Origin of the sequence: Candidimonas sp. SYP-B2681, assembly GCF_003971065.1 — a bacterium.
GTDB lineage: Bacteria > Pseudomonadota > Gammaproteobacteria > Burkholderiales > Burkholderiaceae_B > Pollutimonas.
In genome coordinates this window covers 718,668-742,360 of the sequence record NZ_RYDV01000001.1, presented here as the reverse complement: position 1 = coordinate 742,360, position 23,693 = coordinate 718,668, and the positions used below count along the sequence as shown (strand labels likewise).

Here is a 23,693-nt window from a genome sequence, read left to right as displayed (position 1 = left end):
CATGACTAGGAGAAATATATGGCAGGGTCCATAGTCGTCGTCACGGCGCATGTTGGGGATTTCGTCTGGCGTTGCGGTGGCGCGATCGCACTTCATGCCGCCAAGGGCGTTCCGGTGCATCTGGTTTGTCTTAGCTACGGTGAGAATGGCGAATCCAATATCGCCTGGAAGGATCCGTCGGCCGATCAGGAACGTGTGAAACGTATTCGCCATGCCGAAGCCGAGGCTGCTGCTGAGTTGCTTGGTGCTCGATCTGTGGAATTCTATGACGTAGGCGATTACCCCATGACGGTAACTGGAGATATCGTGGGCCGGCTCTCCGAAGCGTTCCGCGAATATGCCCCCAGCCTTGTGATTACCCATCCAGAAAAAGATCCTTCAAATTTGGATCATTGCCTGACATTCGAGGCCGTGCTCTCGGCGCGTATGAAAGCCATAGCCCCTGGCCATGGCGGAAACTTCATCAGTCCGCCCCAGGTGCTTTGCTTTGAACCGCATCAGACAGAGCTATGTGGGTTCAAGCCGAACATGTTGCTCGATATCACGAGCGTCTGGGAACAGAAAAAGCAGGCAATGCAGACCATGCCCACGCAAAGCAATCTTTGGGATTATTACGAGCGTGTTGCGCTTCAGCGAGGCGCGCAGGCAGGGCGGCGGGCAAATACCGCTACCCTTTATGGGGAAGCGTATCAGAGCATCTTCCCGTCGGTTCACTCCTCCTTGGTTGGGTAAGTATGGAACACGAAAATCTAGATTGGCTTAGCTCCACGCTTCTCGCGGATCGAGGTGCGCGGGTTCTGGCCTGCCGCATCAAGCCACTGCAGGCCGGCTGGCGCATATTTGCACGTGCGCTGACGGTATCAGTGCCTCCTGGCGACAACCTGGCTATTCATGCTGCGCTTTCTATCGCCAGGGAGGGTGATGTACTCGTCGTCAGCGGTGAAGGATATCTTGACCGGGCCTTGATGGGCGGGATCATGTGTGGCCAGGCTGCCGCACTGAAGATGGCGGGCGTCGTCATAGACGGCGCGGTGCGTGACGTGGTTGAACTGCGGGCCGGAAGCTTTCCGGTCTTTGCTGCCGGTATATCGCCAGCGGGCCCGACAAAACATGGCGACGGCAGCGTCTTCCGGTCCGTTGTATGTGGCGGTGTGGGGATCAATCCTGGTGACTGGATATTTGGCGACGAAGACGGCGTGGTTACGTTCTCTGAAGAAGAGCGAACGACGTTAGTGCGGGCTGCGGCGCAGAAACTCGAGGCTGAGCACGCTCGCATAGCAGCCATCAATCGGGGCGATCTTGCCCCAGCCTGGCTGCAGGCTGACTTAGAAAGGGCTTCTGTCGACATTGCCGGTAGACCCTGAACATCCCTGCACGAAAAACCGTTAACTGGTACTGGTTGTGATTCGATTACCTCTTTGGAGACATAAAAATGAAACTACGCAAAGTTGTTGCAGCATTTACTTTTCTTGCTGGGCTTATGCCTTTGACTAGCGCTGGCGCCGCTGAGTATCCAGAGCGCCCCATCCGCATGGTTATCCCATTCGCGGCAGGCGGGCCCGCTGACATTGTCGGGCGGGAAGTTGCTCAGTTGCTCGGCCAGCAACTAGGAACGTCAGTTGTGGTCGTGAATGCTGGTGGCGGCCACGGCGTGCCTGCGCTCAATCAGGTATTGAATGCGCCGGCTGATGGATATACCCTCCTATTGCCTGCATCGGGCAATATGACGATTCCGTCCAAGGCCATGGAAGGCAAAGACGTACTGCAACTGCTGAGCCCTGTCAGCCAGGTCACCCAGAGCCCGCATGTGCTGGTGGTCAGTAAAACCCTGCCCGTCGTTTCCGTTCAGGAACTGATCGACTATGCCAAGGCAAACCCAGGTAAAGTGAATTTTGGGTCTGCTGGCATAGGCGGGGTCGCGCACTTGGCGATGGAAATGTTCAAGAGCCAGGCCGACGTTGACGTTGTTCACGTGCCATATCGCGGTACCTCTCAAGTTGTGGTGGACCTCGCCGCCGGGCAAGTACATGCGCTTTTTAGCAGCATGCCTTCACTCAAGCCCATGATTGATAAAGGCTCTGTAACGGCCATTGGCATGAGCGCACCGAGCAGCGGCTCCGATACAGCAAAGTTGCCCGTTATCTCGAAGGCAGGCCTGCCGGAACTGGAGTTTACGACCTGGTATGCACTGTTCGCCAAAGCAGGTACGCCGCCCGACGTGATAAAGAAATTGAATACAGCAATCGCAAAGGTCGTCCAAGATCCGCAATTGAACCAGAAATTCGAATCCCAAGGCGTCGAGTTTGTTGCAGGCTCTCCGGAAGAGTTGACTGAGCTTGTCAGGAAGGACACGGCGAAATGGGCGCGAATTATTGATGACGCTAACATTGAATTAATGTAAAGCGCGGCAAGACGCTGAACTTGCCAGTCATCGAGCAAATGCATTGGCTGGCGAGTTCCACTTTGGCACATCGATGCCGTTACGAGTAGGGGCGTCCCTTCCATTGCAGCCGATCCATATTTGCCGTGAAACGAGCAAAAGTTGGGAGCAGACGGAAATGGCGCTCGCGACGCTAAACCGCCGACCCCCGCCAAGACGGGGCCTCGGACCAATAAAAATCCCAAACGATTAAGGTTGGGATTTGAATACTGGTGGTGGAGTAGGGCGTTGACGCCGATATGAACCCCAGAAGAGGATGGGCAGGAAAGAGGTAGAAGGGCGTGGATTGGGGCTTTGAGCGCTCGACGTCGATTCGCTGCATTCGTCCTCTGCACTCCAGGCCGGCTGGTCTATGGATAACGATACAGCAGCGAATTTATTGGTTAGATCTGGGGGATTGTTTCCACGCCCTTTGCCGGAAGGATTGCTTGCCGCTATATATAACAGCATGCGCAGCGTCACGGTCTGGGTCGGCGAGTCCTAGCAGGTCGGCTAGGGCCCTAAATTGTTGCTCTGTCATAATGATCCGGCCTGCATCACGCTTCCCGCGCAGCATCTACCTACTTCCCTCCAGCGACCAAGGCCAGCTGGGCAGCAGTTAGAATAGTGAACTGCCCGTCTGTCATTGCTCTAAAAACTCCCAGTTGCTACACATGCCTGCCGAGACATTGCCCAGTGCCTGCAGCTCACGCACAATTGGCATGGCCTCGAGTGTACCCAGCCACTGCTTAACGAAAAGCGGTGCATGCGGGCCTTCCAATCGCTCTGCGATGGCGGGCGCAATTTCGACGATATAGCGAATCGCCACGATCTGGCCTTTCAGCGTGGCGGCAAGCGCCCAGCCGTCGCCACGGTAGGAGCTGACCAGGGATTCGGGGATAGCGTAGGTATTCATACCGGCTCGCTAACATCCGCCAGTTGATATCGACTATTCCCCATAGCTGGCGTCACCTGATACCAAACAAATGCTGACTCAGGACGGGAAGTCGACAGCAGCGCCGTCAGGCTATTCGACTGGCGAGTGCTAGAGGCCTATTTTTCATCAGATGACGGGACGCCAACGCGCCATCTCATCGGCCGGACCGAGAACAGCGTTCGGGTGAGCTCTCCAATTTTTGAAATTGACGCTGTCATGCGGTCATGCATGACGCGAAGCAGGAATGTCTACATGCTTCTCGGCGACCCGGCTCATGACACAGACGCGGACATGACGGGGCTTTGGGAAGAGTGGGCGAGGAAGAACTGTGTTATCGCGACAAGGGAGGTCACCGATGCTGTATCTACCGTCTTTCAGCAAGTTGATGGCGAGCTGGGCCTGGCAGTGAAAAGGCTCCGGAGGGTTTTCCACGCGACGGGTTTTTGGGGGCACTGCCCGGAGCGCAGCTTAAATTTCTGGCTCGCAACATTGGTGGATGCTATGTCGTAGGGCCGATCGAAGCCGAATTGAAAGAACGGTACGAGCTGTGCTTGCGACTTGTCGCTCAGTACTTCCGACTTCATTTGAGTCTGTCTGAGATTACGACAGCGGCTGACGCACCTACACTAAGACTATCCCAGGTTTTTGTACACATTGCACTGCAAGGATGGGATTTATCAGCACAAGAGCGAGCGTGGATGGTCGACAGAATCGAGTCAATGTAGGAGATGAAGACCTGTGCATGAGGCTGCTTGCTCAATACGGTCGGTCCCGTGTGAGCCATATGCAGGTAAATTTTTCAACTTTGCTGCCACCGCTCTTAGTCGGTTCAATATTTTTCGTGGTGAGGGTTTTCATCCTACTTCACCAAAATCAATTTCTCGGCGTGAGGCGACGAGCTGCAGCTCAACGATTGGAGGTAGAGCCCAGGAGGTTGGCGAGCGAGTCTTATTCGTGAAGACCTGTGTGGGAGGGGTGCAAGTTCACAGACATAACCCGTACAGACCTCCATCATCGCCCGGCGGCCTACAACCCCGAGCATGCAATGCGTCCTTGAAATGATACGTTTTGGTAACTTCAGTTGCATTTTCGTATGGCTTGCGTCAATATCCGGTATTGCCGTTATTGAGACCGATTGCATGGCCAGGCCCAAGATAAAAACCACTGTCACCACCGTTAAACTCACCCCCCGGATGCGAGAACTCTGGGCAGCCGTGGCCCAAGACCAGAACCGCTCCCTTACGAATACACTCGAAACTCTATTGCTTGATTACGCCAAGCGTCACAACATTGTTGCTCCTTCGGAGGCAGTCGCCTCCGAAGAAGCCTAGTGGCAACTTATCACTGAATTTACGCCCGAATGCCCATGTCCATCAAATCGCCATCAACCTCCAACGAATTGCTCATCGAGCTGCTTGAATACATTGAGCAGGTCGAGAAGTTGAAGAAAAAAGCGGAGTACGCGGTCCCGACCGACCCCTTTGCCAGTGAGCAGTTTCAGCTCCTGAACTTGCCCGCAATACATTTCGATGTGACAGATGGCGTGGATGAAATCTGGCTTCGCGTTGAGCGTTTAAAGGAGGAACTTCCCCCGCCTGCGGCAGAACCGCTCACCCCTTGGGTGGTGTTGGCAAGCTCCCCGGATAAAGTGCCAACCTTGCGCACCGAAATACGGCGTGTGACGAAGCCAATTGAGAAGGGAGAAAAGCCAGTAGAAGAGGTTATCGCGCTCTCAGAAGTGCCTGAGATACCCGAGGCCTTTGAAGAGTATCTGAACGGACCCTGGAAGCAGTGGAGCGATACTGAACGTCCAAGGCGCAAATCCATTGACATCTACAAGCGATTATTTCAGCTTCAGCAATCGCTTACTTCCGAAGGCTCTGAAGCGCCCCTTGAATTGGTCTGGGGCTTGGGGCACAGTACGTGGCGTACACCGGAAAGCTCGCTTGCCATCCGACACCCGCTCATCACGCGATTGTGTGACCTATCGCTTAATGAAAAGACGTTTGCGCTCGAGGTGCGCCCGCGCGATGCTGAGCCTCGCCTTGAGATTGACTGTTATGCCGAACTCGAGGTGCCAGGGGTCACCCAACTCGAATCGTACTGGCGCAATACGGCTACGGACACCAAGCTTGGCGTTTCACCCTTTAAAGCCAACACCTATGAAAACATCCTGAAGGCCGCGGTAGGCTATCTCGATTCAGCCGGCAAGTACGTAACGCCCGAAAATCAGCAAGTGCCGATGCCGGGCGAGACGCTAAGCGTAACCGACACTTGGGTGCTCTATGCGCGTAAGCGTTCAAGTCACTACGTCGTCCAAGACGTTCAGCGCTTGAAGAAAAAACTCGAGGAAAAAGCCGAACTGCCTGCGGTGCTGGAGGGCTTCGTCACCCGTGGAAGCTCTGAAGTCAAGCCTGAAGAGCCGGTGGCTTTTCGTGGCCTTTCTTCAAGCGCAGTCGTCTCAGGCGTTCGCGAGCTGTACTTTCCGATGCCTTATAACGAGGAGCAGGTCGCTATTGTCGAGCGCTTAGAGCGCAACGACGGCGTTGTCGTGCAAGGCCCTCCGGGTACGGGTAAAACCCATACCATCGCGAATATCGTCTGCCACTACCTGGCTCAAGGGAAACGTGTTCTTGTAACCTCTAACGGTGAATCGGCGCTCGCCGTGCTCCAAGAGAAAATTCCTGAAGCCATACGCCCCTTGTGCGTGGCTTTGCTTCAGACCGAGCGCGAGGGGATGAAGCAGATGGAAAGCTCTCTGGCCCGTATCTCTGCTGAAGTAAGCACCATTCAGCCGATTCGCCTGGGTGCGCAGATAGTGGAATCCGAGCAGCGCCTGGATGAACTGCATGCTAAGCTCGCGGCCATTGATTCAAGGGTCTCAGCCTTTGCCGAAAAGCACATGAAGAAGTATCCGTTTCAGGAGCGCGAATTAAGCGCTGCGGAACTTGCTCAACATGTGATGGAAAAGGAAAACGAGTACGGCTGGCTTACCGACAAACTGCTGTCGACGAAAAACGACCCCACCTTTGGCGCGAGCGAAATCGCAGCGCTTCGTAGCGCACGCGTGACCGTGGGCGCAGACCTCACTTACTTAAGCTGCCAACTTCCCGATACGCAGCTCTTTCCCGATGCCCAGTCTATCGCGACTTTGCACCGAGACCTTGTACAGGCAAAGCAGTTTGCGGCTCAAGTAAGTTCTGGCAACACGCTTGCGCTTATCGATGCGACGCCTGAAACCTTCAAGCGCGCTGATGCCCTTGTCCCCTTTCTAACGGAAGTAGGCGAGCTCGCTGCCCGTATTACCGAGGCTAACCACTCTTGGTACGCAACGCTTGAGAAGGCCTATGCGAGCAAAGAGGCTGACCCGACGTTGGAGCAGCTCCAAAGTCTTTTGGGAGAGATTGCGAGCCTTGAGACTGCCCGCAAAGAGATGCTGGCAAATCCCGTATCGCTGGGCGAGGGCGCGGAGAATCATGAAGGATTCGATGAGGCACTTGAGCGTTTGTTGCAGGGAAAGAAGGCCTTTGGTCTTTTTGGCAAGAAAGAGGGGCGCGCCCTCATTGAGGCCGTGCTTGTGGCCGGAGACAAACCCACAACCGTCGAGCACTGGAAGGCCGTGCACCGCCTTTGCGAGCATAGAAAGGCGGTTAGAAAACTCATTCTTCGCTGGAATGCGCTGGTGGGCGAATTCGGGCTTCCCGAGGTAGAGGGCTACGATGCCCTTCGCACGCTTGTCGGTGTTCAACGGCAGGTAGAAGAGGTGCGCTGCTTCGTGCAGGACTATGTGCGCCACTTTAATGCCCGCGTACAAGAAGTCTTTGGCCGCAAAGTGACTGCTCATCCGCAAGACCCGCAAAGCCTGCTGTACTTGCAAGCAAGCCTCTCGGAGCATCTGGATAAGGGGCGCCTCGCCCATGCAGTAAATCAGGTCTCCGCGCTTTTATCAAAATTAGAGGGTACCTCCGGGGCGGTTGTCGAGGACATGCGCGAATTCTTGTGCGATGAGCTAGGCGATGAAGAGTTCAGTGCCGAAGACAATGCCGTGGCCTGGTCAGAGCTTCTCGTGGAATTGCGCCGGGTCAATGCTCTGCAAGCACCGCTTGCCGATATAACGTGCGTCTCGGACGCTATTGCTCAAAGTGGCGCCAAAGAGTGGGCTAATCGCCTGCGTACCGAAGCGGTAGCACGCGATGTGGATACGCTCGCCCCCAACGATTGGTTAGAAGCCTGGAACTGGCGCTGCGCCAAGACCTTCCTCGATAGCATTGATGTGCACAAGGTGCTTAAAGACCTTCAAACACAGCGCAAGGAAACGGAAGCCGATTTAAGTCGCACGTATAGCGAGCTTATTGCTAACAAGGCGTGGCTCGGGGTGCACCAGAATTCATCACCTTTGGTGCGTCAGGGGCTCGAGAAGTATCTCCTAGCTATTCAGGCATTAGGCAAGGGAACCGGGGTTAAAGTGGCTCGCAATATGGGCGCTGCCCGAGAGGCGTTGAGCGTTGCACACGTTGCGGTGCCTTGCTGGATTATGTCTCAGTGGAAGGTTTCTGAGCAGATTCCATCCGAACTAGGGGTTTTTGATCTGGTTATCGTCGACGAAGCCTCTCAGTCTGATATCTGGGCATTTCCCTCTCTTCTGCGCGGCAAAAAGATTCTTGTCGTGGGTGACCATAAGCAGGTATCGCCCTCGGCAGTCGGAGTAGCTGAAAGTAAGATTGTTGACTTGCAGAACCGGTTTCTTGCCAATCAGCCGCACCGCTTTGAGATGGCTCTTGATAAATCCATCTACGATTTGGCAAGTGTCGTCTTTGCCGGCAACTCGATTATGCTTCGCGAACACTTCAGAAGCGTTCCGGCCATCATTGAGTTCTCCAAGCGCGAGTTTTACCAAAACGAACTTATTCCGCTACGAGTGCCTAAGCGTAGCGAACGGCTGGACCCGCCCTTGGTGGACGTGCACGTCCTTGGGGGCTTCAGAAAAGGCGATACCAACCCGCCCGAGGCCGAAGCCATTGTGTCCGAAATCGAGGGCATCTTAGAAGACCCGGCGTTAGAAGGGCGCTCACTTGGAGTGGTAACGCTTCAAGGCAACGAGCAAGCAGCGCTCATCCATACCATGGTCCATAACCGCATCAGCTTTAATGACATTGTTGAGCGGAAGATACTGGTCGGCTCTCCGACCGTCTTCCAGGGAGCGGAGCGTGACATCATGCTCGTCTCCATGGTGGCAGATAACGGCCGCGCAACGAGTAGTAAAAAAGAGTTCGAGCAACGCTTTAACGTTGCCGCCTCCCGTGCGCGAGACCGCATGATGCTCTTCCGTTCGATTAGCGCCGAGGACATTAAGGGTAACGACCTTAAGTCCAGGCTTATCAACCACTTCCATCAGCCCTTTGGTCAGGACCCTGAGCAGGTGCGGGACCTGCGTGGGCTCTGTGAGTCCGGGTTTGAGCGTGACATGTACGACGTTCTGGTCGGCAAGGGCTATCGCGTAACGCCACAGCTCAAGGTTGGCGCCTATCGTATCGACTTTGTCGTCGAAGGCGATGAAGACCGACGTCTTGCCATCGAGTGCGATGGGGACCGCTTCCACGGACCCGACCAGTGGCTTGCCGATATGACCCGCCAGCGGGTGCTTGAACGAGCAGGGTGGAATTTCTGGCGATGTTTTGCCTCCAGCTTCGTGCTTAGGCGCGAGGAAGTGCTCGCAGACCTCTTCGGTACGCTTGCCCGTATGGGGATTGAGCCCATGGTCGATTCGGAGGTTGATAGCACCATTTGGGTGGAGCATTACGTGTTGGACCCGTTTAATACCCAGCCTGATTTTGAAGAGGATGAGTACTCCGAAGAGGCCTCGGACGATGCGGTGGAAGAGGTGTTGGAAGTCGTGCAGGCGTGATGGTCCGCCAACGCTGAAGCCGCATGACTAAGCAGACATGCAATAGCTGCACGCCTTCGGAGAAGACTCCAGCTCTGTACTCGCGCACTCTGACGTACAGGGCTTCAACGCTAGAAGTAGCCGCCTAATTCTTGGCGAATAGAATTTATTTGTCTTCTCTGAAGATTGAAGTAATATGAATCAAAACGTCTCCTACGGCATCATCATCTTAAACGACCAAAGCCAAGTGTTACTTGCTCGGTTCTCTAGGCTTAACCACTGGGATATACCAAAAGGAGCGGCAAACCCTGGCGAGTTGCCTGTGGAAGCGGCGATACGCGAAACGCAAGAGGAAACCGGACTTGTTTTCACTGCTTCACAACTTAGCGAAATTGGACGCATCCCGTACAGCGGGCAGAAAGATTTGCACCTATTTAGAGTCAAGGTCGATTCAAAGGTCGTCGATATCACTAAGTGCGTCTGTACAAGTATGTTTACCCACCGTCCTACGGGGGATAGAATCCCCGAAATGGACGCCTTTCGCTGGGTGCCGGCAAGCGCGCTGCATCACTATTGCGGAAAAAACATGCTGCGCGTACTTCAGCGGGAGCTGAAGGCGACTTCTATCCCAAGCTAGGACAGAGTACTCGGCAGCAAAAACGCCACAGGGTACTTTTGTCCAGGAAAACTTAGCGCATGGAAATCTGAGCTACCAGAAGTTTTCTTTACTTCTGTATTTTCTGAGGGATTGGTTCTCCAGGGAAGAGCTAAAGGCGCGCAAATAACCCTCCTTATCGATTCTCATCTGCATGACAATGGCATCGTCGAGCTGTTGAAGCGAAACTGGACGGAGTTAGCCAAGGTCATCATAACGACGTACGAAGTGCTCACTTCGTACGGGTTTTCGCTGGCAAAACATCCGTTCGCATTCACGATATGTGACGAGGTACAACGATAAAAACCGCTGTAACCATGGTGACCTCAGCCGCTAAGAAACTAAAAGCGGAATTTCGCGTCACTTGTACTGACACGTTTGCTGACGTCTAGTGTCGCTTTGACTTAGTACAGCCCGGCTCCCCCCCCGGCGGGGCAATAGTAGCGCCGAAATCAATGCGAACGAAGCCGTACTTTTAGTGCCAAGCTTTCGGGAATTAATTTCGGGACGATAATTTTGTGGCGATTTAGGCGAACCGCTCAAGATACCGCGCAAATACCCAGCCCTGTATTTCCACGTCCGACTCTTTATCTGTCCATCGAACCAAAATAAAGTCACCATCTTTTTTTATTATTCTCACAGGATTGCCAAAATAAAGACGCGCGATTTGAGGTGAGGTCCCCCTGGGATTTTGTCGGACATTGAGCACCTTAGCTGACACGAATCGGTACTCGTTCAGTAACTCTGGAACTTCAATCGCCGCCCGAGCGAATGGTTTGATATTTTTCGTTCCTTTCTGCGGGCTTTGCGGCGGGGTCGGTGGAGGCAATTGCTGATTAATTAGTGCAGCAACAAGCGCAGAACCAATCCAATCGAGAATTCTATCAAAGAAGAAGTACAGCATGAGCTGCACAGTAGGGTTTTGCTGTGATTGTATGGCATGTGTGATTTGCGTTACTGCTGCGAAAAACGTAAGCTGCGTCGACGCAATCCCGGTGATGGCCTGAGCCGCCCGCTCGGCCTCTTCCTCGTCCTCCTCGAGAAGTTCGACCGCACTAAAGTCGACGTTTGTAAATGTCTTCCATAGACTATCAAAAGATTTTTTAGCAGCCGCTATTTCCCTTAGCGCTGGGTTGCCTCTTTCCAATTGACGAGCATAGTCCTGCAACGAAAAGGCACGCAGCGATGGATTGTGTAGTTTTTCCAGCCACTCCCTGTGCTGCTTGAGTGGCTGGAATGTCTCCTCGTGAGCTTTAGCGAATTTTTCAAATGACTCTATACCTAGGGCTTTGCGCCATACGTCTTGAGCCAAGCTTAGATTATTGTTTGGAAGATGCCGCTTGACGGATTACTACCATGACCTCGGATTTGCCCACCGATGTGACGCTTTCGCGCGATATCGACGCGCTGCGCGAGCGCTTCACCCAAACGCAAGAACTCTATCGGAAGTCTGCGCGCTGCTGTTTTTCCGGTATGGCGTGACGCCCACCGCCAATAAGCTCTACCAGCTGGTTCGTAAGGGCAGCATGAGCGCGCCGGCCGAGGCACTGACAAAATTCTGGGCGGATTTGCGAGAGAAAAGCCGCACTCGCGTCGAGCATCCCGATTTTCCTGACGCATTGAAAGAGGTCGCAGGCGAACTAGTCGCCACCCTATGGACAACTGCCCAGACGGCAGCTCGGGAGTCGCTGACCGCGTATCGGGCCGAAGCCGAGGAAATGGTGGCCAAAGCGAAAGCGACTGTTGTCGCAGCAGAGGCAGATCGAGATGCGCAGCGTCTATCGGTAAACGGAAGTAAATTTCACACAAAGCTGCCAAGCAGCATCGTGCAGAGTTTAGAGTCCGTGGAAGTAAATATACCCCGTCGAAAATCCCCGCCTTCAGGCTGTAGCGCGGCACTCCTCGTATATTTACTTCCATAGCCTTGGAAGTAAATATACGAGCGAAAATTCTTTGGAAGTAAAATCACCCATTACGAGGGGTTACTGCGATAGCTCGGCCAGTTAAGGCGAACTATTTGACATCGCGAACGAAGATTACGACTTCATCAAGATTTCTGCGATCGTTTGGCTGGCGCTTTATATACTCGATGTAGATGTTCGGCATGGGCTCAGGTTCCGGCTTAAGCGCAATATTGGGAACGAACTGATCCCAATTGTAGGCGGCGAATGTTGCGCGTTCTGATTCAGATTTTAAACTGGGCTGCCAGGTATAAAGAAGATATAAAAAATCACGTCCCATAGCAATGAACTTCGATCTTGAAATGATGCATTAAGCAAGTTCTCTGTTGTGCCGGTCGCGAGCAGAATCGGGGTGGAGCCGCTGGGGAACGAATGCTATCAAGTAAATGTGAATTACGGCTTTAAGGACGAGCGCAACCTTCCAGCCGCGCTGGCTTTATGTAAGGATCAGGAGGTGGCGTTCGACATGATGCGCACGTCATTTTTCATCTGCCGCCAGAATGTGATTCCCACCATTGGAGCAGGTATGGCGGCCTGGCGGGAGGCATTCTTCGCCCTGATGTCGCGTAACGCTCGCGATGCCGCGGATTATTATCAAATACCGAGCAATCGCGTCATTGAGTTAGGCACACAGGTCGAGATTTAATACGCCCAGAGGCAAAAGAGTAAGGCTCTACGTTAGCGCGATGATCTTAGAATGCAATAGTCCCTAAATCGTCAGGCAATGAAAGATTAAAGTTGCGTCCGAGTCAGGCTCGCGCACCCTATCGCACAAGGCCATATAAGAGTAATCTTTTTCGAAACGCCTGCTGCTGTATCAAGCGCTCGGGTAATTGCCGTTATGAACGGTTCGAAGTTTTATTATTTCATCATGGCCTATGAGTGCTACGCATAACACAGCGTCTGATGCAGGTTCTGGGACTCAAATCCTTGGTACGGCCCAAGAAGTACCGCTCCTATCGGGGCAGTATCGATGCCAATGTGCCCAACGTGTTGCAGCGCCAGTTTCACGCACACAAGCCAAACCAGAAGTGGGTGACTGATGTGATCGAATCTAATGTTCACGGCAACAAGCTCTATCTGTAGCCCGTCATGGATTTGTTTAGCGGCGAGATCGTGGCCTACGAGATGCAGAATCGGCCACACTTCCCGATGGTCAGTCAAATGCTCAAAAAGGCGCTATCCAAGCTCGGCCCCCAGGATAGACCAACGCTGCACTCCGACCAGGGCTGGCAATATAAGATGTGGACATATCGAGGCCGGTTGGCTTCCCGAGGACTGACACAAAGCAAGTCGCGCAAGGGCAACTGCCTGGATAATGCCGCTATGGAAAGCTTCTTTGGCACAATGAAGGCCGAATTCTTTTATCTGAACCGCTTCGACTCTGTGGAGCAGCTACAGGTCGGTATCCGGCAATATATCCACTGTCTGTATGAGCGTTTCGCCGCTAGGACTCGCGGCCATCGCTGCGCCACTCAAGTGTAAAAACAAGCGGTAAGCGCGGTCGTATATATCGTTCCGGTTTTCATGAGTATCTCCGACTTAAAAAATCGACCCCTTGGCGGTGCAAGGAGGATAGTGCACGTAGGCTCGCGAATGAAGTGTTTAGCCTATGCGCGAAGGCATAGCAGCCGCCAAATGAACTACGCATCGCCTCAACAGCCACACTGACCATTAGAAGAGTTCGCCCGCGAAGTTGGAAGCGCACAGCACTGGCCCGATGAGGGATGCTTTTTTAGCAAGCTCGGTTTACAGCAATTGGGTCAAGCGACGCAATCAATCTGGCGCAATACTTTATTGCAATGGGTGCGGACTAACGATCATAATCTTTTCACCCGAAAGGGCACCGCCACTGGACTAAGGAGATCAGGAGAGTGAAAACGGAACGCGAATATGCTGAGGGATGGTTCGGGCGCAACAGCGACGCCCTTACAGATGCTCAACGGCGGGTCGTGAAAAGCGCGGTGGAGCGACAGCCTGTCACGCGAAATACCAATGAAGTTTTCGATGAATCGCTGTCTCTCAGCGACAGATTGTCTGACAATATGGCGCGCATTGGCGGGTCATGGCGCTTTATCATCGGCTTTTGTGTCTTGCTCTTGCTCTGGACTCTCGGTAATGTGTGGCTGGCCACACGTGCTTTTGACCCTTACCCGTTCATCTTCCTCAATCTAGTGCTCTCGATGCTGGCGGCGATCCAGGCGCCAATTATTATGATGGCCCAGAACCGTCATTTACAGCATGATCGCATTGACGCCGGTCATGATTACGAAGTCAACCTGAAGGCTGAAATTGAGATCATGGCGTTGCACGATAAGCTCGACCAGTTGCGAAACGATCAGCTGGGTGCGATCCTGAGCCGCATCGAAGCGTTGGCGGAGGACATTCGACGCATGGAGCGGGGCCCGGGTGCCGATGCGTAAGGCCGCGGCGCAGTAATGTCTTGCGGCGAGCACAGACGGGAGCAACAGACGTATGAAGGGGTTCGTTTGAGACTCCGGCGGAACGAGCAAGACCAATCCGTTGTGGATAAATCCACTGCTGGTATCTCATTCACCGCTACGCTCAATATCGCAGGCCCAACGCCCCGGTCGATGCCGGACGCCCCGGCTTCATTTCGGTCAGTATCAAGCACAAGACCCAACCACTGCATTCGAGCGACGATACGCGCCCGTGCATAGTGCAGAGGCGAAGGCGAGGGGATGGAGGCGTTAGCGGCGCACCCCAAGCGCATCCCACTCTCGTGGTATCGGCAGGCGCCGGCTCCAGGGAGAAAGGGAGGCATTCAAGCTCGTATAGAACGCCGGGCTCGGCATGGAGCTAACTTCTTAAGCTACGCCATCATCGCTTCATTGAGCTCGAGTGCTGGAACTACATTTCCTACGAAGATGCTGAACCGCTACGTGGGGATTTTGGTTCCAATTCCGTGGGAAATTCAATTCGTCCGTGCGAGGCTCGCTTCATTGACATCTATGCCAAGGATTGGTGCTTGCGGCCAGTTCATAGCATGGCTGGCAGCTTGGTAGCTTCCGCATCCCGCTATAAGCACGGACCGCTTCGCACGGAATGAACGAGCGGGCCAAAACAGACGGTGCTAGACCAAATTCAATTGGGTGTGTAAAGCCTGGTAGCGTTGGCGATTTGGCGCTTGGGCAACGACCGGGTAGGGGGAGCGTTCGTAGAATTCACGCACTACCTCGCTAATGCGCTGTACGTAGTTGCTAGCGCTGCGGGTATCGTGTGTTGTCATGAATCGACTTTTCTTGAAATAAGAAATAACCGCACACACCAAAAATCTGAGCGAGAATTTGAGCCATATACTGACTGACCGCGCAGTGCACATGTACGGATCGAGGCATCCAACGTATTAAACGCGGCGTTTAGACGTACCATTCAAATGTACTGCTCGCTTTTAATTTTGCGCTTTTTTTTAATATGTGGAGGCAAAATTCCCCCAAATAGCTTCCTATTCTGGGGCGGTCGTTCGTCAGTTCACGCGATAAATATTTGGTGTATCTCAACTTTCGCGTACGACGTGCTTTGAAAGTGAAACGGGGGTTCGATCAATGGATGACGGCAAATCTTCTAGTGAGCCCGCCAGACGCGATACGGGTTTGATCGATGATAGGCATGACATGGTGTTTATCAGAGGCGGACTCTATTTGATGGGGTCTGACCGGCACTATATTGAGGAAGCTCCGGCACACCAAGTAATTGTTGGCGATTTTTGGATTGATCGCACTCTCGTCACGAATCGCCAGTTCATGGCTTTTGTCCAAGCAACCGGACATACAACTGTCGCAGAGCAGCCTCCAAATCCGGCTGACTACCCAGGCGCTTTACCTCACATGTTACAGCCAGGCTCATTGGTCTTTGCTCCGCCTTTGAGCATAAATGGAATGGAGAACACCTATCAATGGTGGAGCTATGAATTCGGCGCAGACTGGCAGCATCCTATGGGGCGCTCGAGTTCGATTGAGGGTCAGCTAGATCATCCAGTCGTACATGTGGCATATGCAGATGCATTGGCGTACGCCCGCTGGGTCGGCAAGGATCTACCTACTGAAGCTGAATGGGAATTTGCCGCGCGTGGCGGGCTCGAAGGAGTAGAGTTCGCCTGGGGCGATGAGCTAATGCCTGACAACAAGCATATGGCTAATATCTGGCAAGGACGTTTTCCGCTGGAGAACCGTATGGAGGATGGCTACTATCGCACATCACCCGTTGGTGCGTTCCCCGAGAACGGCTATGGGTTGTTTGACATGGTAGGTAACGTGTGGGAATGGACGAGCGATTACTGGACCCAGCACCATCCCGACCCAGCCAAAAAATCATGCTGTATTCCGAGCAACCCACGAGCGGTGGATGTACAAGGCAGCTTTGACCGGTCGCTGCCCACAATCAAAATTGCCAGGCGCGTACTGAAGGGCGGATCGCATTTATGCGCTCCTAATTATTGTCGGCGCTATCGCCCAGCGGCTCGCCATGCCGAGCCGGAAGATACATCGACCAGCCATGTTGGTTTCCGTTGTGCGAAGAGATTGGACGCACCAGCATGAGCACAGAGGATCGGAGCCGTCATCGGGTACACATTATCGTCGCCACCAGCGCCATAGCGCTACTTGTTGCCTTGCCTGCCAGCGCGCTGGCAATGGGGGTCTTGGATCGATTCTGGACAGACTTGCTAGCACGACATGATGGGCCACTATCTTTTCGCTTCATCTTACAGCCCATCATGGCGATACTGGCGGCATGGCGCGACGGCAAGAAGGATGCGGAAACGGGGCGGTCACCTTACTTCTGGACCGTACTGACCAATCCGCAAAAGCGAGCCGGCAGGCTTCGCGAGGGGCTGAAGTCGACAAGCAAGATTCTTGCAATGGGTTTGGTGATTGACTTGATCTACCAGACTATTGTGTTCGACACAATCCGTCCGATGGAAGCCGTCGTGATCGCGATAGTGCTCGCATTTGTTCCCTACATGCTGGTCCGGGGCACGGTGGTACGTTGGGCGGCTTGGCGGCGTGGTAGAAAAAGTAACGTGGAATAAGAAGGAGTGCTCATGACGCAGCCTGCCAAAAGCGAAAGCACGTATGCAGCGCTGTTTGAGGACACTTCAACAGAACTATCCTCGCGCAGAACTGGCATGTCGTTTCAGCGAACCAGAATGAGCGCTGACCGGACACTGATGTCAGTGATTCGTACTTCCCTTTCCTTGATCAGCTTCGGTTTTACTATTCACCAGTTTCTTGGAAAGCTAGCTGAAAGTTCTGACGTTATCAAGGGTGAACCAGCAAAAAACTTTGGTGTTTCATTGGTAGTGATTGGTGTGATTATGCTGATCCTTGGGATCGCCTATCACGCTCGTTTCATGTGGGAGCTGCGCAAACAACGCTCTGCCATGGCCCGCAACGGGTTAATTCACGGTGAAAGCGGATTTCCTCCCTCGATGACATTAGTCACGGCGGTATTGCTGCTGCTATTGGGGCTTGTCGCCATTACAGGCATGGGGTTTCGCTTGGGGCCGTTCGGCTGATTGGATGTCAGTTCGGCAAGAATTATCTTGGCGATCGCAACGAGTTTCCCCCAACGGTTCACGGGTTTGACGAGTGGTTCGGCAACTTCTACCACCTCAACGCCGAAGAGGAGCCAGAGCAGTTCTATTTCCCGAGTCAGAAAAACCCTGAATACCTGAAGAAGTATGGGCCGCGTGGCACGCTGCATACATGGGCAACGGAAGAAGACGATCTCACCGAAGACCAGGCGTTCGGTCGGGCGGGTAAACCGAAAATCGAACATACCGGCATGTTGACCCGTGAGCGCATGCTGACCTTCGATACAGAAGTGCTCGACAAGACCCTGAATTTTCTGGACCGGGTGGGGCACGGAGACAGGGCTGGGCCAAGTGGGGCGGCCTGCAATCCACGGAACTTTTTAAGTTTCGACACGGTGATGCGCAGCGGTACGAGAGATCAACTCATATAACCCTTTAGTCCGACTGTGCACGCTGCTTCTATATTTCACGAATCGACGGGTTTAGAGCTAGATACCCGCGCCTATAACGTCTTCACATTACGCGTACGCGGCTGGTCGGCCGTTACGTATTCAGAACCAACGTTCGGGGTTTTCGGTCGGCCTAGCCGTGAGTTTCTGAAGCAGCACGCCTTTACGTTTGGAGCGGCGTATCTATCCAGACCGATCCCCGCACTCCGATGCCAAGGACTCTTCGTTGACACCTGATGACTCGCTATCGCACCTGCAGGTCTGCACAAGTCCGGTTCAGAATGTTGCGCGGTGATTTCGCAAACGCCTTGCGAAATCTTGGACAAACCGGAACACATATTGACACTTTCGCAGTAGCTAAGTCGAGCGTATGATGATTTGTGGCAAAACAGCTTCTCCGGCTCGAGCCGCCGCGAAGATGTCCATCTCGTGGCGTTTCAACCATTTGCGATGTACCAACTGGGCGGGGGCACGTACCTACGGTCTACGCCCATCTGGACCTACAACCTAGAGAACGATGGCTACAGCGTGCCGTTGGGGCTAGGAATTTGGCAGGTCATCAATCGTAACAAGGTCGTATACAACTTTTTCATCGAACCGCAGTTCTCTATGGCGAGCCGTGACCCTAGCCATCCTGATTGGCAAATTTACATGGGGCTCAATTTGCAGTTTTCGCACTAACGTTAGACGGCCGTACGTCAGATCACTACCGACACGGATCTTCACTGCCGTCTTGCCGTGTAATTGCGTTTTGAGCGTACCTAGGAGTAGAACGTCATGACGATTGCCTGCCATGCTGATCTCAATCCTTCAGAAGAGCCTCAGTTATTACTTTGGACCAAACTTGGTGCGGCCACGAGCACGGCCGCTGGCCGTCGCAGGCTTTTTCCTCGCCCTAACAGTTCCCTGCTGAGCGTCTGGATGCGACCTAGTGTTTAATTCAACGAAAAGGTGAAAATCATGACAAGCAAGAAACCAAACATCCTGGTCATGTGGGGGGACGACATCGGCCAGGCGAATCTTAGTTGCTATACCAGAGGCTTAATGGGCTATCGCACTCCCAACATCGATCGCATTGCCAAGGAGGGCATGGTCTTCACCGATTCCTATGCTGAACAAAGCTGTACCGCAGGGCGGGCCTCATTCATCACAGGCCAGTGCGGGCTGCGCACTGGCTTAACCAAAGTCGGGCTGCCTGGGGCGGACCTGGGCCTCAAGGCCGAAGACATCACTATCGCCGAAGCGCTCAAGCCACTTGGCTATCGCACAGGCCAGTTTGGCAAAAACCACTTGGGCGACCGCGACGAGCACCTGCCGACAATGCATGGCTTCGACGAATTCTTCGGCAACCTTTATCACCTCAACGCCGAGGAGGAACCCGAAGAGGTTGACTACCCAAATGTGAAGGACTTCCCTGAGTTCAAAAAGAAGTACGGACCTCGCGGGGTTCTGCATTGCTATGCCGATGGCAAGGGAGGTCAGAAAATTGAAAACACGGGTCCGCTGACCACCAAACGAATGGAGACGTGTGACGACGAGTTCCTGGCAGCAGCTAAAAAGTTTATCCAAGCAGCCCACGACGCTGGCGAACCGTTCTTCGTGTGGTTCAACACTACGCACATGCACGCATGGACGCACGTCAAGCCGGAGAGCCGTGGCCAGGCCGGCCGCTGGCAATCTGAGTACCACGACGCGATGATCGATCACGACAAATGCATCGGCGAGCTGCTCGATTTTTTGGACCAGCTTGGTATTGCGGACAACACGTTCGTGCAGTACAGCACCGATAACGGCCCGCACATGAACACCTGGCCGGATGCAGGCTTGACGCCTTTTCGGAATGAGAAGAACTCGAGCTGGGAAGGTGCCTATCGCGTTCCCTGTATGGTGCGCTTTCCCGGCAACATTACGGCCGGATCGGAGTCGAACGAGATCATCAGCCACCAGGACTGGTTCCCCACCATTCTCGCAGTAGCTGGTGAGCCTGACATCGTGGCAAAGCTGAAGAAGGGGCACGAGATTGGCGGGAAAATCTTCAAGGTCCACCTCGACGGCTATAACCTGCTCCCGTACCTGACCGGCAAGGAGCCCAAGAGTCCGCGCCAAGGTTTCATCTACTTCACCGACGAAGGAGACGTCGCAGCGCTGCGCTACGACAATTGGAAGATGTTGTTCATGGAGCAACGTGTCCCCGGCACGCTCAAGATATGGCAGGAGCCCTTCGTGACGCTGCGCACCCCCTACATATTTAATCTGCGGATGGACCCGTACGAGCGTGCGCAGATCACGTCGAACACATACTACGACTGGATGTTTCGGCACGCCTTTCTGCTCGTACCAGCGCAAGCCTTCGTCGCGGACTTCGTGGCCACCTTCAAGGAATTCCCACCGCGACAGAAGGCGGCGAGCTTCAGCCTAGACCAGGTTATAGAGAAGATGACTGCGGCGTCAAGCGGCGGCTGAAGATTCGGAGCCGCTGCTTTTTGGCCCGTCCCAATCGACATAGAAATACTAGACCGGCGGCTTCCTGCGCTGATTGGCAGATCTTTATGAAAACTAACCGACCCGCGGCAATGGGTCGGATTCGACCTTCCATCCTTGACTGCAATTATTGGCCATGAGAGGTCAAGCAGCGATCTTGCTCGCTGATAGTCTGAACGGTCCAAATTTGACCCAACTGATTCAAGCTTATCCAGCAGTCGGGTCTAAACCTTAAAATTTAACCTGCGTGAACTGACGGTGGTTGGCGGTTTTACAAACCTTGGCCACCTCACTTTATCGCCAACCTGGGGCCGCCTGCACATTTGCAAATGCATGCATGAGCTCATCTTGCCATTTTTCCGTGGCAAATCGCGCGCCGAATTCTCCTGAAAAATTAGAAGGCTACGGAGTAAAAAAACGTATTCGTGCGGGGAACACGCATTGACACGGCCGCGTCCTCGGCCGTGTGATTGATATGCAGTCGCTCAATACTAAGCATTTTTAGGGCAGCGGCTCAGCTGGTTGTGATGCAGTATCGCGATACCGGGCAAACTTAGTTAGGGGAATGCCCAAGTGCAAGAACCTTCGCACGATCTAATGCTTTTTTTCCTTGGAAAACCGGCGCCGAGGCAGATTACGGAGGACCTGACTGGCTGACATCACTGTGCTGTTCATAGATCCCATCTAAAAATTGATAAGGACCTTTTCTACGGATGGTGCGATCCTATTTAAGGCTTTGGATTCAAAGTCGGCGCCGCGTGCTCGGATTCGGTCGGCGGCGTTATCAAAGATCTGCTTGACGATGGCGTGAACGGCAGCCCGAGTGAGGGAGCGTGTTTGCTGGCCGATGGGTAAAAGAAGGGGAGTCGTTTCGTCGGGCGCGGGGAGGGGCGATAGGTCCTTTTCACGGCGATAGCCGGCGAGCTGGACCATAAGCTCGTTCGTGGCCGGAGTGATCCGGGTTTTCTCACCCTTGCCGGTGACTTCCAGCCACCAGCGCTCTTCACCATCTTTGTCGCGCCGGCAAAAAAAAGCCGCCCAGCCTGTTTTGCGTCACCTCCGAAATGCGCAGCCCGCATAGGTAAAGCAGGGAAAAAAGCCAACGCAGCCGAAAGTAGTATTCCGCTCGCGCTCGGAGTCGCGTGGAAGGGCGTCAATGGCGAGTTTAACCTCTGTCCACGCCTCTTCATCCAGGTAGCGCATCACGCGCGGTTTGGCTTTCCGGGCGTGTTGGCGCGAGAGCGACAACGGATTGCCGGCCAAGTAGCCCGCCGTCACGAGCCACGAAAACATAGAATTGAGAATAATGATAGCTTGGCGCCGGCTCGTGGGTGCTAAGCGTCCAGCAAAAGGGCGCCAATCGGCATGCGTGCGCGCCACTTTGCGCCCGGAGTGCATGATCCACTGGGCCGCAGGCTGCGGATCACTTAAAAAGTGCTGGAACGCGAGCAAGTCCTGATGCGCGAGCGACGACACCGGTTTTTGCGCGGCAACTGTAGACCATAGCTAGCTCGAGCGCTCGAGCACTATGAAGTCCAAAATAACGCCCCTTGCATCGTATTTAAGTACGCATAATGTGTATTATGTAAAGTCGTTTATATAAGTCTAAGGTGTCGCAAACGTGAACCGTTCGTTAAAGTAAAACTATGCATCCCCATAACGCCGCCCCGCTTTAGCGACAGGAAGCTAGCAAGCATTTCACCAGACTGCCGGCAGCTCCAGGTGCGTGCACATTCAGACCCAAGCGTTATCCAACAGCTTATGCACGCGCTATCCAGACGTAGCCGCGCACCTGGCATAGCTGGGTCCGTAGACTTCAGTCAAATATGCGCTGGGGCTCCAATCGGCGACTCGGTCCGAATCGGCATTTGACTGGTCACCAAGTGAGCCCTAGCTTTGGCGAATTTGCGGCATTGGGTCGAGATTGATTTTTGCAATCGGGAGTTTACTGATGCCAGCTGGCCAAAGCGCGCGGACAAGGCGCGTGTATGGTGCTAGGACAAATGATTGACAAACCCTTCGTCCAGCGCGCTAAGGCGATCTCTCGCAACGGCCGCAAAAGAAAAGGACACCCTGACGAGCCCCGAGAGCTTGTCAACTTCACGGACGACACCGAATCCCATATAGGTGACCAGTTCTGTCTCTGTGCCCCACCCCGCCGCTTGTCACCCCTTGTCCGAACGTTCGGGTCTCAATGGGCCCTTTAGCGGCATTCGAGTATAAGGGGCGTCTGCTGGCTTTGGTGGCATCGATGATCGATTTCCCGCAGGTACTGCAAGAAGATATGATTGCCACCTATGCCCATACGACCGTTGGTTCGTATCGAGGCTTTAACCGCGCCATGACGTTCGGTCGCACACCGGGACCATAGCCCTCTGCCGCACCGGACATTGACGATCATGGCAACTTGGCAAGAACCGTCGCAGACCATATAAGAGCGCAACAGATGACTGACAAACCACCTCCACTACCGAATTTTCGCAGCGTTACCCCTCAGATGTCGCCGAGCTCAAATGCGCCTGCCTTGGCGTGTGATTCGCACCTGCATATTTACGACCCTCACTATACGCAGCAAGGGGCGAAAGTCGAATGCGGCGACGTTGCCGACTATAAAAGGATTCAGCAATTACTGGGAACCTCCCGTGCGGTGGTGGTGCAGCCGCGCGTCTACGGCACGGATAACACGGTCACGCTGGCCGCCATTCAAGCGCTTGGCGAAGATTCTACACGCGGCATAGCCGTCGTCTCTGCCGACATCAGCGAAAGCCTCTTGGAACAGCTGCACGAAGGGGGTATTCGCGGAATACGCTTTAGTTTTCATACGAGCAACGGCTATGCCGGCGACTTTGATGATGTATTGCCCTTGGCGCGGAAAATTGCCGCCCTCGGGTGGCACATACAGGTCCACTGGACGGCAGACCAGATGGTCGCACACCGGAACATCCTTGAGCAATCGCCAGTACCCATTGTCTTTGACCATTTGGGACGCATGCCGATTAACGAGCCCACGCATCCGGCACACTATCTGGTCGAAAAAATGCTGGGCGACGGAAGGGGTTGGATGAAGTTAAGTGGTGCCTACCTTAATACGCTGCAAGGCGTGAATGGGGGCTATGACGACACGGACTCGCTGGCCCAACGCTGGATCGCCGCCGCACCTGAGCGCCTGGTGTGGGGCAGTGATTGGCCACACGTTACCGAGCCTGCAGAAAAGCCGGACGAATCAGAACTGTTCGACTTATTAACAAGATGGTGCGGCAATATGGAAAGCTTGCGCACGCGAATCCTGGTGGACAATCCTGCCGAGCTCTACCAATTTTCCAGTCGATAACAGAGTGCAGCTTTCTTAGCTA

The 23,693-nt window shown here is 53.9% G+C and carries 20 protein-coding genes and 2 pseudogenes; 18 read left to right on the top strand and 4 right to left on the bottom strand.

The annotated features are described in order from the left end of the window. Positions 1-18 precede the first annotated feature (18 nt). The 3 genes from EKL30_RS03540 (at position 19) to EKL30_RS03530 (ending at position 2,401) form a co-directional block, all read left to right on the top strand. Positions 19-732, top strand: coding sequence for a PIG-L deacetylase family protein (locus EKL30_RS03540; RefSeq protein WP_126705772.1), 714 nt, complete (start codon positions 19-21; stop codon positions 730-732). Between the two features lie 2 nt (positions 733-734). Then, complete coding sequence (locus EKL30_RS03535) at positions 735-1,364, top strand: RraA family protein (RefSeq protein WP_126705771.1); 630 nt, start codon at positions 735-737, stop codon at positions 1,362-1,364. Between the two features lie 116 nt (positions 1,365-1,480). Beyond that, complete coding sequence (locus EKL30_RS03530; protein ID WP_370246219.1) at positions 1,481-2,401, top strand: Bug family tripartite tricarboxylate transporter substrate binding protein; 921 nt, start codon at positions 1,481-1,483, stop codon at positions 2,399-2,401. Positions 2,402-3,062: 661 nt separating this feature from the next. On the opposite strand, the gene EKL30_RS03525 is transcribed toward EKL30_RS03530, so the two are convergent. Next, entirely contained in the window at positions 3,063-3,335 is a 273-nt protein-coding gene (locus tag EKL30_RS03525; RefSeq protein ID WP_126705769.1) for a hypothetical protein, read from the bottom strand. Positions 3,336-4,414: 1,079 nt separating this feature from the next. Here EKL30_RS03525 and EKL30_RS03520 point away from each other — a divergent pair. The 3 genes from EKL30_RS03520 to EKL30_RS03510 all read left to right on the top strand — a co-directional run bounded on the left by EKL30_RS03520 (position 4,415) and on the right by EKL30_RS03510 (position 9,877). After that, positions 4,415-4,687 (top strand): hypothetical protein, encoded by a 273-nt coding sequence (locus tag EKL30_RS03520; RefSeq protein ID WP_199748466.1) that lies wholly within the window; start codon positions 4,415-4,417, stop codon positions 4,685-4,687. Between the two features lie 35 nt (positions 4,688-4,722). Next, positions 4,723-9,261, top strand: a complete 4,539-nt coding sequence (locus EKL30_RS03515; protein WP_158618382.1) for an AAA domain-containing protein — start codon at positions 4,723-4,725, stop codon at positions 9,259-9,261. Positions 9,262-9,436: 175 nt separating this feature from the next. Continuing rightward, a complete protein-coding gene (locus EKL30_RS03510) occupies positions 9,437-9,877 on the top strand; it encodes an NUDIX hydrolase (protein WP_126705767.1) in 441 nt (146 codons plus the stop codon). Positions 9,878-10,421: 544 nt separating this feature from the next. Here EKL30_RS03510 and EKL30_RS03505 read toward each other — a convergent pair. Beyond that, positions 10,422-11,207: an SH3 domain-containing protein gene (locus tag EKL30_RS03505; RefSeq protein WP_126705766.1), complete on the bottom strand. Its 786-nt coding sequence runs from the start codon at positions 11,205-11,207 to the stop codon at positions 10,422-10,424. A 44-nt stretch (positions 11,208-11,251) separates the two neighbouring features. Here EKL30_RS03505 and EKL30_RS19305 point away from each other — a divergent pair, with 44 nt between their 5' ends. From EKL30_RS19305 to EKL30_RS03475, 5 genes and pseudogenes are all read left to right on the top strand, one after another. After that, positions 11,252-11,377, top strand: a complete 126-nt coding sequence (locus tag EKL30_RS19305) for a hypothetical protein (protein WP_255414655.1) — start codon at positions 11,252-11,254, stop codon at positions 11,375-11,377. Continuing rightward, entirely contained in the window at positions 11,374-11,817 is a 444-nt protein-coding gene (locus EKL30_RS03500) for a DNA-binding protein (protein ID WP_233582698.1), read from the top strand. The genes EKL30_RS19305 and EKL30_RS03500 overlap by 4 nt, the downstream gene beginning before the upstream one ends. A 367-nt stretch (positions 11,818-12,184) precedes the next feature. Continuing rightward, positions 12,185-12,502 (top strand): annotated as a pseudogene (locus EKL30_RS03490) (potassium transporter Kup); the annotation flags it as partial. Between the two features lie 242 nt (positions 12,503-12,744). Further along, positions 12,745-13,341, top strand: a pseudogene (locus EKL30_RS03480) (IS3 family transposase); the annotation flags it as partial. Between the two features lie 389 nt (positions 13,342-13,730). Then, positions 13,731-14,279, top strand: coding sequence for a DUF1003 domain-containing protein (locus tag EKL30_RS03475; protein ID WP_126705762.1), 549 nt, complete (start codon positions 13,731-13,733; stop codon positions 14,277-14,279). Positions 14,280-14,950: 671 nt separating this feature from the next. On the opposite strand, the gene EKL30_RS18810 is transcribed toward EKL30_RS03475, so the two are convergent. Next, positions 14,951-15,106, bottom strand: coding sequence for a hypothetical protein (locus tag EKL30_RS18810; protein ID WP_158618381.1), 156 nt, complete (start codon positions 15,104-15,106; stop codon positions 14,951-14,953). Between the two features lie 316 nt (positions 15,107-15,422). On the opposite strand from EKL30_RS18810, the gene EKL30_RS03470 reads away from it, so the two are divergent. From EKL30_RS03470 to EKL30_RS03445, 5 genes are all read left to right on the top strand, one after another. Next, entirely contained in the window at positions 15,423-16,415 is a 993-nt protein-coding gene (locus EKL30_RS03470) for a formylglycine-generating enzyme family protein (protein ID WP_126705761.1), read from the top strand. Then, positions 16,412-16,906 carry a hypothetical protein gene (locus tag EKL30_RS03465; protein WP_233582696.1) on the top strand — a complete coding sequence of 165 codons (495 nt, stop codon included), beginning with the start codon at positions 16,412-16,414 and terminating at the stop codon, positions 16,904-16,906. Before EKL30_RS03470 ends, EKL30_RS03465 begins: the two co-directional genes overlap by 4 nt. A 12-nt stretch (positions 16,907-16,918) precedes the next feature. Further along, positions 16,919-17,392: a YidH family protein gene (locus EKL30_RS03460; protein WP_199748464.1), complete on the top strand. Its 474-nt coding sequence runs from the start codon at positions 16,919-16,921 to the stop codon at positions 17,390-17,392. Positions 17,393-18,288: 896 nt separating this feature from the next. Beyond that, complete coding sequence (locus EKL30_RS03450; protein ID WP_199748463.1) at positions 18,289-18,540, top strand: hypothetical protein; 252 nt, start codon at positions 18,289-18,291, stop codon at positions 18,538-18,540. A gap of 279 nt (positions 18,541-18,819) precedes the next feature. After that, positions 18,820-20,322, top strand: a complete 1,503-nt coding sequence (locus EKL30_RS03445) for an arylsulfatase (protein ID WP_126705760.1) — start codon at positions 18,820-18,822, stop codon at positions 20,320-20,322. Between the two features lie 1,071 nt (positions 20,323-21,393). Here EKL30_RS03445 and EKL30_RS03440 read toward each other — a convergent pair. Then, positions 21,394-21,816, bottom strand: coding sequence for a hypothetical protein (locus EKL30_RS03440; protein ID WP_126705759.1), 423 nt, complete (start codon positions 21,814-21,816; stop codon positions 21,394-21,396). Positions 21,817-22,534: 718 nt separating this feature from the next. On the opposite strand from EKL30_RS03440, the gene EKL30_RS18805 reads away from it, so the two are divergent. Both EKL30_RS18805 and EKL30_RS03435 read left to right on the top strand, forming a co-directional pair. Further along, complete coding sequence (locus tag EKL30_RS18805) at positions 22,535-22,711, top strand: hypothetical protein (RefSeq protein WP_158618380.1); 177 nt, start codon at positions 22,535-22,537, stop codon at positions 22,709-22,711. A gap of 75 nt (positions 22,712-22,786) precedes the next feature. Further along, on the top strand, positions 22,787-23,671 hold the full coding sequence (locus EKL30_RS03435) for an amidohydrolase (RefSeq protein WP_233582695.1): 885 nt from the start codon (positions 22,787-22,789) through the stop codon (positions 23,669-23,671). The last annotated feature ends 22 nt before the right edge of the window (positions 23,672-23,693 follow it).

Excerpts from the sequence above, each read along its gene's own strand:
- EKL30_RS03435 (WP_233582695.1), top strand. The coding sequence starts at position 22,787 with ATGACTGACAAACCACCTCCACTACCGAATTTTCGCAGCGTTACCCCT.
- EKL30_RS03510 (WP_126705767.1), top strand. The coding sequence starts at position 9,437 with ATGAATCAAAACGTCTCCTACGGCATCATCATCTTAAACGACCAAAGC.
- EKL30_RS03445 (WP_126705760.1), top strand. The coding sequence starts at position 18,820 with ATGACAAGCAAGAAACCAAACATCCTGGTCATGTGGGGGGACGACATC.
- EKL30_RS03530 (WP_370246219.1), top strand. The coding sequence starts at position 1,481 with ATGCCTTTGACTAGCGCTGGCGCCGCTGAGTATCCAGAGCGCCCCATC.
- EKL30_RS03520 (WP_199748466.1), top strand. The coding sequence starts at position 4,415 with ATGATACGTTTTGGTAACTTCAGTTGCATTTTCGTATGGCTTGCGTCA.
- EKL30_RS18810 (WP_158618381.1), bottom strand. The coding sequence starts at position 15,106 with ATGACAACACACGATACCCGCAGCGCTAGCAACTACGTACAGCGCATT.
- EKL30_RS03460 (WP_199748464.1), top strand. The coding sequence starts at position 16,919 with ATGACGCAGCCTGCCAAAAGCGAAAGCACGTATGCAGCGCTGTTTGAG.
- EKL30_RS03535 (WP_126705771.1), top strand. The coding sequence starts at position 735 with ATGGAACACGAAAATCTAGATTGGCTTAGCTCCACGCTTCTCGCGGAT.
- EKL30_RS03465 (WP_233582696.1), top strand. The coding sequence starts at position 16,412 with ATGAGCACAGAGGATCGGAGCCGTCATCGGGTACACATTATCGTCGCC.
- EKL30_RS19305 (WP_255414655.1), top strand. The coding sequence starts at position 11,252 with ATGACCTCGGATTTGCCCACCGATGTGACGCTTTCGCGCGATATCGAC.
- EKL30_RS03470 (WP_126705761.1), top strand. The coding sequence starts at position 15,423 with ATGGATGACGGCAAATCTTCTAGTGAGCCCGCCAGACGCGATACGGGT.
- EKL30_RS18805 (WP_158618380.1), top strand. The coding sequence starts at position 22,535 with ATGGGCCCTTTAGCGGCATTCGAGTATAAGGGGCGTCTGCTGGCTTTG.
- EKL30_RS03540 (WP_126705772.1), top strand. The coding sequence starts at position 19 with ATGGCAGGGTCCATAGTCGTCGTCACGGCGCATGTTGGGGATTTCGTC.
- EKL30_RS03515 (WP_158618382.1), top strand. The coding sequence starts at position 4,723 with ATGTCCATCAAATCGCCATCAACCTCCAACGAATTGCTCATCGAGCTG.
- EKL30_RS03525 (WP_126705769.1), bottom strand. The coding sequence starts at position 3,335 with ATGAATACCTACGCTATCCCCGAATCCCTGGTCAGCTCCTACCGTGGC.